This is a genomic window from bacterium, assembly GCA_022616075.1.
In the GTDB taxonomy this organism is placed as follows: Bacteria; Acidobacteriota; HRBIN11; order JAKEFK01; family JAKEFK01; genus JAKEFK01.
On record JAKEFK010000374.1, the window covers coordinates 21375 to 36395 of the forward strand.

Consider the following 15021-nt stretch of genomic DNA (forward strand, 5'->3'; position numbering starts at 1 on the left):
TAGTGCGGGCGTCTCGCCTGCAAACTGCTCACACCGGACGTCGGCGCTACATCGCTTACAGTGCATTTAAACATCGAGGAGCTTGAGGGCATGGATCGCATGCGTAAGCGGACCGATTTTCCGGCCTATAGCAGTCCAGTGCGTCTCGATCGTTTGCGCCAGGATGTAACAGGCATTCTGCATCCATTCATGATCATCGGGCAAGAATTCGGCAAGAGAACTGATCGCATCCAGACAATGACCGGTCGCATAAACGAGCGACTCATCCCTTTTCTTGAATGAACCAACCTCCTTCAATGTTTCGCGCCATTCCAGCGGAGTGACCGGAAGTGATTGCTTGCGAAACCAGCACCGTTGCAGCGATCCATCATCCCTCTGCGATTTCTTGATGAGATGAACAGCCTCCTGAATGTACTGGTACGCATCGAGCCAGGCGCCGTTCAAATGTGATGGCTCTACGTCCTCCTCCAAGCAGAATCGCCGGAGCGCGAAGGAAATGCCTTCCAGGCGATGCGTTCCGAAGCAGTGCCCATTGCCATACTTCTTTGCGCATTCTGATTGCAAGATTCGTTCAACACTCAGCAGTTCCCCTTTTTCATTGACCCATTCGGACGTGATTCCAGGATAAGTCGAAAAGAGCATGAGGGACCAGCTTTTTTCGCGGTGATCACTTTGAAAAGTTCTCTTTGCCGAATCGGCCAAATCCTCCAATGTCCCTTCAGTGCCGCGAGTTGTTACAATCGGAGTTCCTTTGAAGTGCACTCCCGAAACCGCAAATACGCCGAGCGATTCGTTCAACCTGTCGGGCCGGTCCATTGCGAAGTACGGTCCGTGTGCATCTTCTTCAATCACTCCTGCTTCGCGGCAAAGGAAATCAACGGCGCGCTGCCGTTCCCCTGACGACAGATTGTACAGAGTCTGAGATGGGCCGCCGGCAAGAATCATGTGAACTATATCTCGCGTTGGGAAAGAACTGTCGAGCTGAACTTGCGGAAGCCTGCTGATTGCGTTTTCAGATGTGTGGATAATCATGAGAATAGCGCATCGATGATAAATCCATCCTGCTCGTTGTACCGAATTTGAAAAGAGGTGCTACTGTCTTCATCCTTTAGAATGTATTCCGATCCGGACTGCTTGGACTGCGCTGCCAAAACCTCCCGGATCTTGTCCTCTTCTAAACTGCTCAGACTTCTTATGTAATCAAAAGCTTCTTCGTTGGTCATACGGCAACTCCTACCATATATTAACCGCCAAAACGCAAAGACGCCAAGTCAAAGAACTATAGACACGGCGCTTTCACAAATGTTCATTGGGGGCAAACTTCATGTTAACATCAAGCCCGAATGCGCACACATTTTCTGGCGATTGGCTGCCTTGCGCTCGTGTTGGTTTGCCTGGGTCTTTTCTATGGCAGGCCTGTGATCCAGAACGATGGAATCTCCTATTACGCCCTGGTTGTCAGTCTTCTGGAGGATCACGACTTCAATCTCGAAAACCAGCGCGCAAAATACCGGGAAGTGCGAGTCATTCCAAAGCCCAATTCGAAAGTAGCTTCTTACTATTCTTGCGGCATCGCTTTCCTGTACGCTCCTTTTCTCTATACTATGGATTTGTTTCCGGCGATTCGCGAAGCGCGGCCCTATGCGCAAAACGTTAAATTTCCCTTTTCTCACAATCTTGGAATTTTTCTTGGGAGTGTGTTTTATTCTTTTCTTTCCATCATACTAGCCTACTATTTCCTCATCCATCATCAACAACTCTCCCCGGGCAGGTCTCTGTTCCTGGCACTTTCTTGCTTCCTTGGAACGCCCTTGCTGTTCTACACATTTACGGTTCCTTCCTTCACTCATGCATCTGATACATTTCTGGTGACTGCGGCATTCCTGCTGGCCATTTCGAAGAACAAACTACAGGTCGGGTTCATTCGTTTTCGAAATGTGCTGCTCGGCTTTTTTCTGGCCTTCTCGGTGCTGTTGCGAAACAACAATATTGTTATCGTGCCTGTCATGGTTTTAGGAGTGCTCTATTTTGAACGGAAAGAAGGCTGGAGACAGGCGATTCACACAAGTCTGGAAATTTTTGGAGGAGCGCTGCCAGTTCTGATCGTTCACGCTTTCTTCAATTTGAGCCAGTATGGAAAATTGATTGCCACGGGATATGTCATCGACGTTCAGCAAAGAGCTCAGAAACGTTTTTTCCGTTTCTTCTGGATCTTTTTTCATCCAGTTCCAGGGATCTACCCGTGGTCTCCTGTTGCTCTCATTGCATCGATCGGACTTGTTCTCGCAGCAATCAAAAAACGGTCTGAGGCATTACTCGCAGTGGCCGTCGCGATCGTGGTTATCATCAGCATCCGTTTTGCCGCAATCATTTTTCCCGGAAGCACTTTTGGTCAAAGACTCCTGACGCACCTTTATATTTTTTGGGTATTCGGACTGTCGGAAGTGTTCAAAAGGTCGAGGAAACTTACGATTGGTTTGACTGCAGCCTGTTTGGTGTGGACCTTCCTGCTGTTTAACACGTATTTCATTTTGACGGGCATGCGACATAGCAAGATCATGGCGATCAAGGGGGGCTCTTCACCTCATGTGTGGCTTCAAACGGCGATGGAATCTTATCAGGAGGCAAAAACGAAAGGTGAGACCACAAACCCTGTTGAGTTCTGGTACAGGAATTTAGGCGCCAAACCCTATCCCGTCATCCTGCATCTTTTGCGAATGTAACGCGGGCGTCTCGCCTGCGAGAGCGCAGACGGGACGTCCGCGCTACTTTCTGTTCAAGATTATTGACTCCGTAAATGCGCGGGCCAGTTGCAGGGGTTGATAGACAATGCTTGGCCACAGGAAAATCTCGTTCGTGCAATAGCATTCTTTGCACTCAATCGAACGTCGCAGAGCCTGAGCTTCCGGGGATTGCCAGATTTCATGAAATGTTTTGTGGCGAAGATTTCCCAGTGGTGGATGGGTCTCGCAAACCGAAACATCTCCATTTGCATAAACCACGCCGCTGAGCACACCTGCGCGGCACGGTACGACTTGCTGTCTTTCCTCAGCAGTGCGAATTTTAGCCCATTGCAACATCGGTTCTACGGATCCACCGAAACGTCCTTTTTCGCGCGGCGCCCACAAATGACGTACGTACTCGTATAACTTTGTATAGGCGAGCAGTTCCGGACCCTGCAGGGATGGATTCTTCCGGTCGCCTCGAATCAACGCGAGGTTGTGATGATCCATCGCCGGACACCGCTCATACAAATAAGTCGTCAGCTTTTGGATCTCTTCAAGGTTGCCGGAAGTCGCGGTGGAAATTGCATGAATGCGCAACCGCGGATCGTGCTTCTGCATCTCCGACAGTTGATCGTACGTCTCCATGGCTTTTTGAAAGGACCGCGGATTTCCGCGAAATGTATTGTGAAACTCTTCGGTGCCATCCAGCGACAACTCCGCCGCGAAAAGCTCCAGGTCAGGTTCATTCTCAAGAATATCTGTGAGGTAACGAACGGTGCGATCCGTGAAGTAACCACTGGTCGGACAATAAATCTGTTTGACTCCATTATTCCGGATGAAAGCGCGGCAAATTTCGGCGAATTCAGCTCGAAGGAAGGGCTCGCCTCCTCCGAGATTCAAATTCTCCACTTTTCCCAATCCGCGTGAAAGCGCGAGGATTTCCTCGAGTGTCAAATCATCCTTTTGATTCAGGCTGCGCCAGTAAAAACAGTGCTCACATGTGAGATTGCAAATCGAAGTGACAAAAAGAATTAAGAACGGAGGAGTTCCGGGAGTCCCGTAATTCTTCGAAGAGATTCGCGCGTGGCGAATCGCGCGGTTCACAAAGCTCATGCCTTCCCTGCCGGCTTTGCAGTCCAGTAGCCGGCAAATTCGCCAACAGACCAGAACAAAGTCAAAAGAATTAGATAGGGAAAAGCTTTCATGAATTCAGGGATCAATCTCTTTTTCTGTAATATAGCACGGATTTTCCGGCCCAGCAGAATAAATGGAAGAAGCGGTGATAGCGCGAGAAACGTCAGACGTTGAGCGATACCGCAATGCTGCGCGCGAGTGCCGGAAAAGGAACGCCCCCAAACATAGCGTTCCTTCAGCGCTTTTGCAAGACTCAGATTCTGGCGGTGCTGATACACGATCAACTCCGGCGCCAGCCAAAGCGTTTTTCCACTTTGTAACAAATGGTCGTGGAAGGTCGTTTCGTGAAAGGAATTTTGCCACAGGGATCGAGTATTCTCCAGCGTCTCACGTTTGTAGGAGACGTTTGCATCCGTAAGAAAGTAAGAAGGGCCGGAGGGAAGCGGATTTTGATAACGTCCAAAATCAGAAAAATAAACGGCCCAGTTGAGTGCCCGATCCACATCGTTTTCCATCGAACCTCCGATGGCCGCATGTGGTTGCTGATGAAACTCTACGAGTCGTCGCGCCCAATCTGGATGAGCGCGTCCGTGATCTTCGATCAATGCAAGTATTTTCCCGCGCGCGATGCTCAAGCCCCGCGCGCGCAATTCATCGTGATGCTCCCGGCTTGCTCCATTCCGGTTGACAATCGTGCGTAAGTCGTCGATCTTCAAAAATTGCACATCGGGAAAATCCTGTTCCAGAGCTGGAATTGCAACATCCGATCCATCGTGGGGAACAACAATTTCCATTGAGGGTGGATCATTTTGTGTCCGCAGAGATTCCAAACACTTGCGCAAATGATGGACATCACTTACCACAGCAACGATTACCGATAATTCCGGTTCTTGATCCATGCGTTATTCCACTTTCATCAAAGCATCGCCAGGTCCGAACAAATAGCCCATCAGCTCACCGGCAATATAAACAACGGCCGCAGGAATCAATAAAGGAAACGTTCGGACATATTTGCCTACCCGGTGTTTCTTTTGCAACACTCTGGCAGAAATTCTCGCCAGCAGCAAGGCCGGAAGCGCAGGTGAAACCAGAGTATAAATAAAGCGCTTTCCGGGCGGCATCACTTTCCTGCGGGCGCCGGCATACGCGCGGCTGAATAAATAGCGTTGGCCCAGATAATATCCGTATGGAAACGGACCTCGATGATACACAACCATTGCGGGCACAGATTTTAAGATGGCACCCTCCTCTGCAAGTCTAGAGTATAGAAACGCCTCCCAATAACCTTCCTTGAGCTGAGATAGATGCTTTAAGAGAATCTCTTTGCGAAAAGCGACGTTGTTCCCGGGTAAATCATAAACATTTCCCTGCGGCATCGGTGGCATGTAAGCGTTGTACTCCACAAAATAAGTGACCCAATCTCGAAGACGTACGTAGTTATCATCCTGAACCGTGCCTCCGATTGCTGCAACTTGAGGATCGAATGAGTTTGCAATAGTGTTCACCCAGTTTTTTGCTGCAGTGCAATGTTCTTCTATGATCGCAACGAAATCTCCACGAGCATTTTCTACTCCAATTCTTCGTAACTCCGGAATCGTTTTCCTTGAATCCTGCGGAAATATTTTTACGAAAGGATATTTTTGCTGGAGGCGATTCCGGGTTCCTTCGCCGTGACAATCGACAACAAGCACTTCAAAATCGGGCTCATCTTCTTGTTGAGCGAGTGAAGCGATGCAATCATCGACGAAAGGTGGGCCCACAACCGAAGCGACAACCACCGAAACTTTCGGGGTCAAACGATCAAGAGCTCCAGACATCAGTTTTTGGATCCCAGAATGGACCGGTCAGCCCAATCTGTCCGAAGATTTCCACCATCTCTTCTGCGGCAGGACGTCTTGATTCCACCGTTAAACGATTTTCGTACCATTGCAATGCAAGAAACCAGAGCTGATGCAGATTCAAAATGGGACGCTTCGGAGTCCCTTTGGATTCGCACCACCGGTCGACATTCTCTTCCGACCGGAAGAGAAGCATTGTGGATCACGTAAAGATAACATCCTTCCACCAAAGAGCAGCAGGTACAGCGAAGTGCACCGCACATTCCTGCGGCACCACAGAACCATTTTTCACTTCAAGCAGGATCGGCTCATTCGTATAACCATCCGTGGCATTTACAATTGCATCCTTTTGCAGGGCAGCAGCAACGCCCAATCCGTCCCAGATACAATTTGCAAAATAAGACTTCCCTTCAATCTCCACGCGGAAGGAAGTTGGTATACCGGAAAAAGGGGGCGCCATGCGGATTCGCGAAGGATCCTGAGGTTCTGGAACAAGAAGGCGTTTCGCGTGCAATCGCTGATACGCCTCGTCCACTTGATCATTTGAAACTCCAAGCATCCGGGCAACTTCGGCTGAGGAAGGTGCTTTTGTTGTTTCCGCGATCGTCTGATAAATCTGCAGTTTTACTCTTGTATCAAAATCCACGAATTCATCATATATGAGTACCAAAGTATTGAGCAATAAGAAATGAGTATTCCTCAGCAGGTCTCATCGCTCATTACTCATCACTCTGGCACCGAAAAGGAGTGCGGGCGCAATTTCTTGCGCCCTTTGATGATGAGGAATTATAAAGGTCTAAAGCTCTTCGTCTTTTTCGGCTCCGAGTCTACAGAGGTCTTCCAGATATTGAACACCGCCGGAAACATTTTGCGTTTCGTGCGGTGGAGGGCATCCTTCCGTGCGGATTGGCATCACCGTTTGTTGCCGCCGGTTACGGGGATCCATTCTTTCAATCGGAAGCGGTATATTTTTAAAAGCCGCTCGCATTTTGCTAAATTCATCCGTTTGGACAGCCGGTTCGCGCCGCTCGGTCAGAAAAGTAATTTCGCGTCGCGCGCCGACCATTCGTTCATAGAATGGAGGATGAGTCCTGAACCAGGATGCTCCGCTTGCGTACCCTTTTTCAGTGGCCATTTTATCGAAGAAACGAGAAAAGCCACGAGGATCATAACCGGCATGCCATGCATATTGCACACCAAGTTGATCTGCTTCTAATTCGAATTCGCGGCTTTTTCCAAGGATATTCAGGTTCAATGCAAGTCCCAGGCCCATCGCTCCATAATTGAGACCGTAGTAGAGACCGGGACTGCCCGCAACAGCTCCTGCAATTCTTGCCGCCTGAATTAAAATGTTCGCCATATTCGCTTTTCGCTGCAGTTTGTGCCCGTGGCGCGCGGCAGCATGTGCGATTTCGTGCGAGATGACGCCTGCGACTTCCGCTTCATTATCAGCAGCCTCCAGCAATCCGCGGTTAATGAACAGGAAACCGCCCGGCAGCGCAAAGGCATTGATCTCTTTGGAATTGAGAACGGTGACTTTTACAGGAACCTGCAAATCGGAATGCTTTGCCAGATTCTCTGTAAGATTCGACACATAATTCTGAACGATTGAGCTTTCCAATTCAGGTGGCATTGCGCCTTGCCGCCTCAACTGAATGATCGCTTCCAATCCGGTTTTTACATCGTCTTCCTGGTCTTCGGCAACAACTCGATAACCGATGTCATTTACATTGGCCCATCGCCGGTTGCGGTAAGAACCGGAGGAGAGCTCCTGGTTGATCCGCTGACGCTCAGCCGGCCAGTGTTGAATGAGGTCCACTTTGGCTTTGCGATTGTCGTACGCAACTGGAATTGCCTGATCGGAGAGAATGTCAGCCCTGGCTTTCAGGATGCGTAAGTTTTGGATTTGACAGTGTCGCTGATGGCGCTCACCTTCATCGATTCTGCCGCCGACCATGTACAAATCACCGCTTGCTGAACGGAGCTCATTTTCATATTGACGGCTCCGGTTCTCATACACATCAACACAGTAATCCTTCGATTCATCCAGATAATCCTTCATTTTTTCAAGCTGAGCAGATGTGTAGCGAAAACGTGAGGCTTCCTCGAAAAGTTCCGCATAAGGCTGGCGCGTTATGTCCAGTACTTCAGGAGCCAGTGGTCGTTGCGGCAGTGCTTTCGGCCGGCCCGCGCATCCTGCAAGAACGATAGGTGCAACAATCAGGAAAAGAACAAGACCATGACAAATTGCCGGCTTCAACGTTGCTACCCTCCAACACTATAAAAATAAGTCCCAGTGAAAGAGCGTCAATCTTCCGTTGTAGCGAACCCGGCAAAATTTATGTCGTGTAGTTGCAGAGCATTTGCCACGTCTTTGGCAAAGCCGTGGCAAATGCTCTGCCACTACGAATTCTACTTCAGGCGGGCCTTTAAATCATGTTGCAAGTTCTTAATCACCAGCCGATCCTCTTCCAACGCCAGCGTCGCCGAAAAGCGTCCGCACGTTGGACAGCAGTTCTCGTCTGAAGAACGCCAGACATAGTTGCTTGCCTTCATCTGCTCGAAATTTACCAGCGTCTCCCGAATGACCGTGCAATCTTTGGGCAGCCGGGACCGCAAATCTTCCATCCAGGATTGAGTATCCAAAATTTGCCACCCTGAATCCTTCCACATCAGCACATTATCCAGCTCTGCATTTGCGGTACTGGCGGACCTGTGCGGAATTTGCAATAACACTCCGCTTGCGCTTTTAATAATTCGTGGCTCTTCGAACCAGCCGACATTCAGATCGGTGCGATCCGAGTAAAAAGGGCGCAGCATGTTGGGCGAAGTTTTGTCGGAGTAAAAAAGCACTACTGCAGTATTCGTACGTGGATACTGTGTGGAATAATTCGATTTACCATAATTTTCCGATTCATACTTGTCGAGCCATTCGTAAAGGACGTAGTAAAAATTCTTGTCATCCAGCTGCCCCAAATCTCCCAGCTTTTTGATGGTGCAGCGCTCGACGGAGTCGTCCGGAGATTTTGCAGGCAAGCATTCCTTACGGACGGCATCCCAACTGTGGGTGGAATTCACATCGATGATCGGATATTCAGCCTCCGGTTGAACACGAACCGTTTCAGCTGAAAACGCTGTGGACACAAAGAAACAGAGAATCAGTAGTATTCGTAGCATTTTGTCCTCGCCAATTGTTTGTAACGCCGGCTTCCAGCCGGCCAGACTTGTATACCTCAAAATGTATTGCCGGCTGGAAGCCGGCGCTACAAAGAGTTCATTCAAACCAGATTTCGATGATGTAAGATCACCAACCGCTAAACTTAAATGCGTCAAACCATGTGTTTTGATCATTGATTTCTCCGTGAAGACTTTTTACTTTGCGTCTTTGCGACTTTGCGTTGAAGATTGATCGATGTGCCGAAGACCCTCGCGAGCGGTTTCATTTTCCGGTTCCAACTCGAGTACCTGCATGAAAAGCTCCTGTGCGCCGAGTATATCTCCCTGATTCAGGATTTCGCGGGCGGCGCTCAGGATGTTTTCCACTTCGCTGTGCCGCAGCTGATGTTGCAGAGTTTCTAACTCCACTTCGGTAATCTTCAAATCGTCTTCTGTAAGGGACCCCGTTTTGTTGATATCTATTTTCGGACTTCTGATTCGCTGGTGTTTTTCAGGAAGCACTCGATGAAAGCTCTCTAAAGCGCCAAGTGCTCCCTCACGGTCGCCTGATTCCAAATACTGCAGACCCTTCTGAAGAATCACTCCCAGATCGGCCTCCTTTTGCTTTTTTATTTCCACCGACTCGGCAAAATCTCTCAAAACGGTTTCATACTCCAATAACAGTAAAGACCTGGAAAATAAACGATCCATGCGGGCGCGCATTCTGGATATATCCCCTGATTCAATTTCAATCACCAGCATCGGCAACTCATCTATAATGCTGTCTCCATCTTCCGCATAAGCGGTTCGGCTTGCAGTCTCCTTCAAACGAATCAATAAATCCGGCAAATGTTTAAACTCTCTTTTTACGACAAGTTTCACAACGGCGCGTATCGTTTCAAGCACGTTCCGGTTTTCGGCTTCCGCTGCTTCTATCTGCGCTCTCAACTGCATCGCGGGTTCCATTTCCGGCTGCTGATCCAAAACTTGATCCAGCTTTTCGAGCGCTTGATGGTAAAGTCGTTGATGATAAAGCAATGCCGCTTCTTCCAACTCTCCCTGGATGCTAGTCCGGAACGCTTCATCCTTTTGTATTTCAGCATCTAACTTATTAGAAACATAACGAACCTGTTCGGCCAGATCGTCGAAAGAAAATTCTGCCAGCGCTTTCCTGGACTTATCCAGTTTTCGGTGCGCTTCCTCGAAGTTGCCATAGAAAATTAGCTCTTCCGCCTCGGCCAGCATAGCAATAATGGATAGGCGGATTTGTCGCTCTTTTTTCAGACGCTGCTGAGCTTGCTCAATCCATTCTTTCAGATAAGGTTCATCCGACAGCGAGCTTGCTTTTTTCCAGCATTCGATGGCTTTCTGCCATCTGTGCCTGTCATAGTATTCTTTTCCTTTTTGAAGCGCGGACTGGAGGCGCTGGGCAGTGTGCTGCGCGTTGATCGCTTCTTCAATGGAACTTTTTAGTTCCAGGGCTTCCTGTTCAACAACATCTTTTTCCAGAAGGGGAGAAATCCTTTCCAGGGCTTCGGCATATGCACCCTGCTTATATAATCCCTTGATTTTTCTTAATTCTTCCGATACGTCTTCAAGATGTTTTTGTTGTTCGCGCGTGTGAAGAAGGATTTCAGCTTCAAGAGTTTCAATCTGTCTCTCCCATTCGATCAGGCGATACCCCGGTTGAATCGACTTCAACAATTTTTCCACCTTGTTCTGCGCTTCCTGCCAATGTTCTTTCAACACGAGCGAGTAACACTCCTTCAATTGCCGGAGCAGCTCTTCTTGAATGTAGAACTCTTCTCTTAAATGGTTCTCCGCGTCGCTTAGCGCTTGCTGTATTTCCTCCGAATCCGGAAATAGTTGCAAGATTTCGTTCCAGCATTCCATGGCACGTTCCCATTCAAGCCCGGAAGCGAACTCTTGCGCCTCCTGCAACCTCGCTCCGCGATATGCGCTCAAAATTTCTAACCGAAGTTCGTCCGCTTCCGGCAAAGAGATTTGACTGCGAAGTGTGTCGATCCTGTTCAGGGCATCAACATAATGGCCCGAATCCAGCAAATTTCTGGTTTCCGAAAAGGCCTCCGTAAGCAATTTGTCCCGCTCAAATAGTTTTTCGGCCGCTGACGTTTCAATTTCACCGAATACCGATTGATGCGGCTCCAACCAGCCGAATGGATCTTTTGTCAACAACTTATTCAAGATTCGAGGGACCTGATCATATTGTTCCGCCTGAAAGGCAGACTCCAGGGATACGACTGCTTTTCGGATCCGATCGATTTCCTTCCGGCAAGTATCGATTCCCAAATTTGCATGCAGTTTTGTCAGCAGCTTCGAGGCGACCTCAAAATCACAAAAAGAAAGCGGCTGCACGGCTAACTCCAGCCCCTGTTTGATCTGATCTTGAACTTTCTCCCACCTGCTTTCCAGAATCTGATCGCGCAACTCTTTAGCGGCTCGATGCGAAGAATTTTCTTCCAGAATTTCCTGGGCAATTCCAAAAGCCTGCTCCTCGTCTCCCTGCGCAAACAGCGACCGGGCCTCATCCATTTTCCTGTTGTACTTCTCTGTAAATTCGTCTTCGCGGGCAAGCTGAATCCGTTGCTGCATGCTGATGATGTCCGGGTCATTTGGTTGCAAATGCCACGCGGACTCCAAGCTGGCCATGGCCGCCAGGTAATCCTTCCGCTCCAGCCGGTCTTCGGCTTCCTGCAAGTAAGATCCGACCGCTTGTTTTTTCCCCGCGATCAACTGGTCCTGCAGTTTTTTGAGCTGATTGAGAACGCCGGTACCTTCCAGTTGAATATTACCGATTCGTTCCAGGACGAACTGCGCCTGCGCAAAATTCCCTTTGCGGATAAAGAGTCTGGTGTGGCGAATGTCCCGCTTTGTCTTTTCGGAAAGCGCGTTTTTTAACAGTTTTTTCCAGCGCGGGTTGTCCGGTTGATCTTTCAACAAGGATTGAAGGACCTTGATCGCTTGAGCGAATTTATGCTCCGCAATCAACTTGTGAGTCAATTGCTCACTTGCCTGCAACTGCGGATCAGAGACAGGCTGACCAAATGAAGCGAGATCGTTCAGTATTTCCTCGGCGCTCTGGTAGCGGTTCTCGGGCTCTTTTTGCAAAGCCTTCATGATGATCCGTTCGAGATCAGCAGAAAAAGCCGGAACGATCTCAGAAGGTCTGGGAGGATCCGCTTTTAAATGAGCATAAATGACGGCTACAGGAGTCGGACCATCGAAAGGAAGACGTCCGGTTAACAAGCTGTACATGAGAACGCCTATGGAATACAAATCGGCGCGCGCATCGACCGCTTTTTCTTCAAACACTTCCGGAGCCATGTAATGCGGAGATCCAAGAAGCGACCCGGTCTGCGTAATCCTGGAATAATCAGCCGATAAAGAGATGCCGAAATCCATTATTTTCAGGCGCGACCGCACATCGATCATGATGTTTTGCGGTTTCAAATCCCGGTGAATAATGCCGGCGCGGTGCGTTTCCCGGATCGCATGCAATACTTGCTCTAGAATCGGGATCGATGTTTCCGCCGGAAGCCGTCCTTGCGTACGCATGTAATCTGCAAGTGTCCTTCCTTCTACAAACTCCATGGACACGTAATGGACACCGTTTTGCTCGCCGATGTCGTAAACCCGGCACACATTGGGATGAGTTACTTTGCGCGCAAGGATAACTTCCCTTTTGAATCTGGCCAGTGTTTTTTCGTCTTCGGCGATGTCGAGTGAAACGGTTTTTAAAGCAACTGGGATTTCCAAAATCTTATCCAGCGCTTTGAAGACCATTCCCATTTCGCCGTGACCGAGTTTGCCTTCAATTAAGTAGCGTCCCGCAAAGACTTCGCCCGTTTCCGGTTCGGAAAGAAGGGGTACAAGCGGAACCGGTTGAGTCGTAGACAACTCCAACTCCGCCAGAAATTCGTCGATCGTCTGATGACGTTCTTCGCGACGTTTTGCCAGAGCTTTTAAAATTAGACGGTCTAACGATTCCGGAAAGGTTCCCGCGGGAAAATAAAAGGAAGGCGGACTCGGCATTTCATGCGCATGTTTCATGAAATAACCTTGAGGACTCTTCGAGTAAAAGGGCAGATTCCCGGTTAACATTTGATAAAAAGTTACGGCGAGCGAATATATGTCCGATCGACCGTCCAACGTCTGTCTTTCTCCGGAAAGTGTGCACTGTTCCGGACTGCAGTATTCCGGTTTTCCGATGAACAGATTGACCGCCGTTAATTGCAAGGAAGTCTCCAACAGAGGTTTCGCTATTCCAAAGTCAATTACCTTTGTGACTTCCGGTTCCCGGTCATTTAAGAGAATGAGATTATCCGGAGAAATATCCCGGTGGATGATTCCATTTTGGTGAGCACACTGTAGTCCGGATGCCGCTTGCCGCATGATCCTGATCGCGTCCGAAATCGGAATTCGTCCGACTCTGCGGATCCTGTGCCATACACTCTCTCCCCTGATCAATTCCATCACCATAAAAAAAGAATCGGTTTCGAGAGTTCCAAATTCGTAAAGCTGCACGAGATTCGCGTGACGAAGTTTGGTGAGAATCTTTGCTTCACGGATGAAACGATCGATAAAACTGCTGCCGCCGGCTAGCCGGGCGTGAATCACCTTGATCGCTCGCTCTTCGTCCAGAAATGCGTGGCGTGCCCTGTAGACGGCGCCCATTCCGCCTTTTCCTAAGAGTTCGAGGATTTCGTATTCCCGGATCCTGGAACCGATCAAAGAGTCTTTTTGCGGCTCAGCCATTGGAAGTTCCTTCCATTATAGTGCATAAATTTTTACCGCAGAGATCGCTGAGGGCGCAGAGGTAAAAAGAGAATTTTCATTTCTTATCACTGCGCTCTCGGCGTGCTCTGCGGTGAATTTAGGTGCCCCATTTAAAGATTTGTTGGAGTTCGAAAGGAACGGCCGTCTCGATTTGATCGAACGTGCATTCTTTGCGCGGTTTGTCGTGACGCCAACGCAAGAATGAGGCAGCGTGGCGAAAGCGTTCCCCCTGCAAATGATCAAACGCGACTTCACAGACAAGCTCCGGACGCAAACGCACCCAGTTCGTAGCGGCGTCGGCCTGCGACCATCTGCTGATTCCGCCGGGCGCTCGGCCTGCTCCAAATCCGTCAGCACCCGTTTTGTCCCGGTATGGTTTCAAGAATTTTACGAGTTTCTGGCGTTCCTCTTTTTGAAAATTCGAAGCATGCCCCACATAATGCAACGTTTTCCCACGATACAATCCCAGCAACAATGAGCCGATCGCCTTCCCTTTTTGATCTTTGTACCAGCGAAAACCACCGACAACACAATCGATCGTGCGCTGATGTTTTATTTTCATCATCACGCGCTTGCCGGGAATGTAAATCTCATTCGCCTCTTTGGCGATCACACCATCCAGCCCGGCTCCTTCAAAACGAACAAACCAATCTTTTGCCGTGGCGATGTCCGTTGTAGCGGGAGTCAAATAAACCGGTGGTCTGAATCTCGAAGCGATCAGTTCCAGTTTTTTCCGCCGTTTCTCGAAAGGAAGGTTCATGTAATTCGTACCAAGATGCGCCAGCAGATCAAAAGCAACAAAAGACGCAGGAATTTCTTTTGCGAGCTTGGCGATGCGCGATGCGGCCGGATGAATTCTCATTTGCAGAGCATCAAAATCAAGACCTTTTGAGCTCGCAATTACAACTTCACCGTCCAGGACGATTTTTTTAGGAATAATTCTCTTCAGGTGCTCCTCAAGCTCCGGAAAATACCGGCCCAATGGTTTCAGGTCGCGGCTTTGGATCATAAGCTCATCGCCATCCCAGAAAACCAGCGCACGAAACCCATCCCACTTGGGCTCAAATATCCATCCGTTTTCTTCCGGAAGTTGGCGTGAAAGAACAGCGAGCATTGGCTGAATGGGAGGCTGAACAGGAAGCTTCATTTATTTACCGGAGGTCCGTAGACGTAATTGAGCAAAAAAAGAATCACGCTTAGGATAATCACCCCGCTGATCACAATCGTCAGAAGCAACTTTGATTTTCTCTCCGCAGCCGTCTTTTTGTGTTTCTTCTTTGGCATGAGATCCTATCCTAAATAGTATACGGAACCCTGTGTCGGGGATACAATTCGTAATCAAAGTAGCTCGGGCGTCTCGCCTGAGGCAT

Annotated in this window: 13 protein-coding genes; 1 reads left to right on the top strand and 12 read right to left on the bottom strand. The window is 49.1% G+C overall.

Annotated elements, in window-relative coordinates:
* Window positions 1-66 precede the first annotated feature (66 nt).
* Window positions 67-1032 (bottom strand): hypothetical protein, encoded by a 966-nt coding sequence (locus L0156_29090; GenBank protein MCI0607062.1) that lies wholly within the window; start codon window positions 1030-1032, stop codon window positions 67-69.
* Complete coding sequence (locus L0156_29095; GenBank protein MCI0607063.1) at window positions 1029-1223, bottom strand: hypothetical protein; 195 nt, start codon at window positions 1221-1223, stop codon at window positions 1029-1031. The genes L0156_29090 and L0156_29095 overlap by 4 nt, the downstream gene beginning before the upstream one ends.
* 120 nt (window positions 1224-1343) lie before the next feature.
* Between L0156_29095 and L0156_29100 the strand changes: the two genes are divergently transcribed.
* Window positions 1344-2723, top strand: coding sequence for a hypothetical protein (locus L0156_29100; protein MCI0607064.1), 1380 nt, complete (start codon window positions 1344-1346; stop codon window positions 2721-2723).
* A 42-nt stretch (window positions 2724-2765) separates the two neighbouring features.
* Here L0156_29100 and L0156_29105 read toward each other — a convergent pair whose 3' ends face one another.
* From L0156_29105 to L0156_29150, 10 genes are all read right to left on the bottom strand, one after another.
* The gene (locus L0156_29105) at window positions 2766-3839 is read right to left on the bottom strand and encodes a radical SAM protein (protein MCI0607065.1); all 1074 of its coding nucleotides are present in this window, start codon (window positions 3837-3839) and stop codon (window positions 2766-2768) included.
* On the bottom strand, window positions 3836-4759 hold the full coding sequence (locus L0156_29110) for a glycosyltransferase (protein ID MCI0607066.1): 924 nt from the start codon (window positions 4757-4759) through the stop codon (window positions 3836-3838). The genes L0156_29105 and L0156_29110 overlap by 4 nt, the downstream gene beginning before the upstream one ends.
* A 3-nt stretch (window positions 4760-4762) precedes the next feature.
* Window positions 4763-5677, bottom strand: a complete 915-nt coding sequence (locus L0156_29115) for a glycosyltransferase (GenBank protein ID MCI0607067.1) — start codon at window positions 5675-5677, stop codon at window positions 4763-4765.
* Complete coding sequence (locus L0156_29120) at window positions 5661-5894, bottom strand: alkylmercury lyase family protein (protein ID MCI0607068.1); 234 nt, start codon at window positions 5892-5894, stop codon at window positions 5661-5663. The genes L0156_29115 and L0156_29120 overlap by 17 nt, the downstream gene beginning before the upstream one ends.
* A 6-nt stretch (window positions 5895-5900) precedes the next feature.
* Window positions 5901-6344 (bottom strand): hypothetical protein, encoded by a 444-nt coding sequence (locus tag L0156_29125; protein ID MCI0607069.1) that lies wholly within the window; start codon window positions 6342-6344, stop codon window positions 5901-5903.
* A 150-nt stretch (window positions 6345-6494) separates the two neighbouring features.
* Complete coding sequence (locus L0156_29130; protein ID MCI0607070.1) at window positions 6495-7958, bottom strand: M48 family metalloprotease; 1464 nt, start codon at window positions 7956-7958, stop codon at window positions 6495-6497.
* Between the two features lie 152 nt (window positions 7959-8110).
* Window positions 8111-9049: a hypothetical protein gene (locus L0156_29135; protein MCI0607071.1), complete on the bottom strand. Its 939-nt coding sequence runs from the start codon at window positions 9047-9049 to the stop codon at window positions 8111-8113.
* A 21-nt stretch (window positions 9050-9070) separates the two neighbouring features.
* Window positions 9071-13630 (bottom strand): protein kinase, encoded by a 4560-nt coding sequence (locus L0156_29140; protein MCI0607072.1) that lies wholly within the window; start codon window positions 13628-13630, stop codon window positions 9071-9073.
* 118 nt (window positions 13631-13748) lie between these two features.
* Window positions 13749-14798, bottom strand: coding sequence for an ATP-dependent DNA ligase (locus L0156_29145; GenBank protein ID MCI0607073.1), 1050 nt, complete (start codon window positions 14796-14798; stop codon window positions 13749-13751).
* Window positions 14795-14935: a hypothetical protein gene (locus L0156_29150; protein MCI0607074.1), complete on the bottom strand. Its 141-nt coding sequence runs from the start codon at window positions 14933-14935 to the stop codon at window positions 14795-14797. Before L0156_29150 ends, L0156_29145 begins: the two co-directional genes overlap by 4 nt.
* Between the last annotated feature and the right edge of the window lie 86 nt (window positions 14936-15021).

What these genes read in the sequence shown, in the direction of transcription:
- L0156_29090 (MCI0607062.1), bottom strand. Translation starts at nt 1,032, where the DNA reads ATGATTATCCACACATCTGAAAACGCAATCAGCAGGCTTCCGCAAGTT.
- L0156_29095 (MCI0607063.1), bottom strand. Translation starts at nt 1,223, where the DNA reads ATGACCAACGAAGAAGCTTTTGATTACATAAGAAGTCTGAGCAGTTTA.
- L0156_29100 (MCI0607064.1), top strand. Translation starts at nt 1,344, where the DNA reads ATGCGCACACATTTTCTGGCGATTGGCTGCCTTGCGCTCGTGTTGGTT.
- L0156_29105 (MCI0607065.1), bottom strand. Translation starts at nt 3,839, where the DNA reads ATGAGCTTTGTGAACCGCGCGATTCGCCACGCGCGAATCTCTTCGAAG.
- L0156_29110 (MCI0607066.1), bottom strand. Translation starts at nt 4,759, where the DNA reads ATGGATCAAGAACCGGAATTATCGGTAATCGTTGCTGTGGTAAGTGAT.
- L0156_29115 (MCI0607067.1), bottom strand. Translation starts at nt 5,677, where the DNA reads ATGTCTGGAGCTCTTGATCGTTTGACCCCGAAAGTTTCGGTGGTTGTC.
- L0156_29120 (MCI0607068.1), bottom strand. Translation starts at nt 5,894, where the DNA reads ATGCTTCTCTTCCGGTCGGAAGAGAATGTCGACCGGTGGTGCGAATCC.
- L0156_29135 (MCI0607071.1), bottom strand. Translation starts at nt 9,049, where the DNA reads ATGATCAAAACACATGGTTTGACGCATTTAAGTTTAGCGGTTGGTGAT.
- L0156_29140 (MCI0607072.1), bottom strand. Translation starts at nt 13,630, where the DNA reads ATGGCTGAGCCGCAAAAAGACTCTTTGATCGGTTCCAGGATCCGGGAA.
- L0156_29145 (MCI0607073.1), bottom strand. Translation starts at nt 14,798, where the DNA reads ATGAAGCTTCCTGTTCAGCCTCCCATTCAGCCAATGCTCGCTGTTCTT.
- L0156_29150 (MCI0607074.1), bottom strand. Translation starts at nt 14,935, where the DNA reads ATGCCAAAGAAGAAACACAAAAAGACGGCTGCGGAGAGAAAATCAAAG.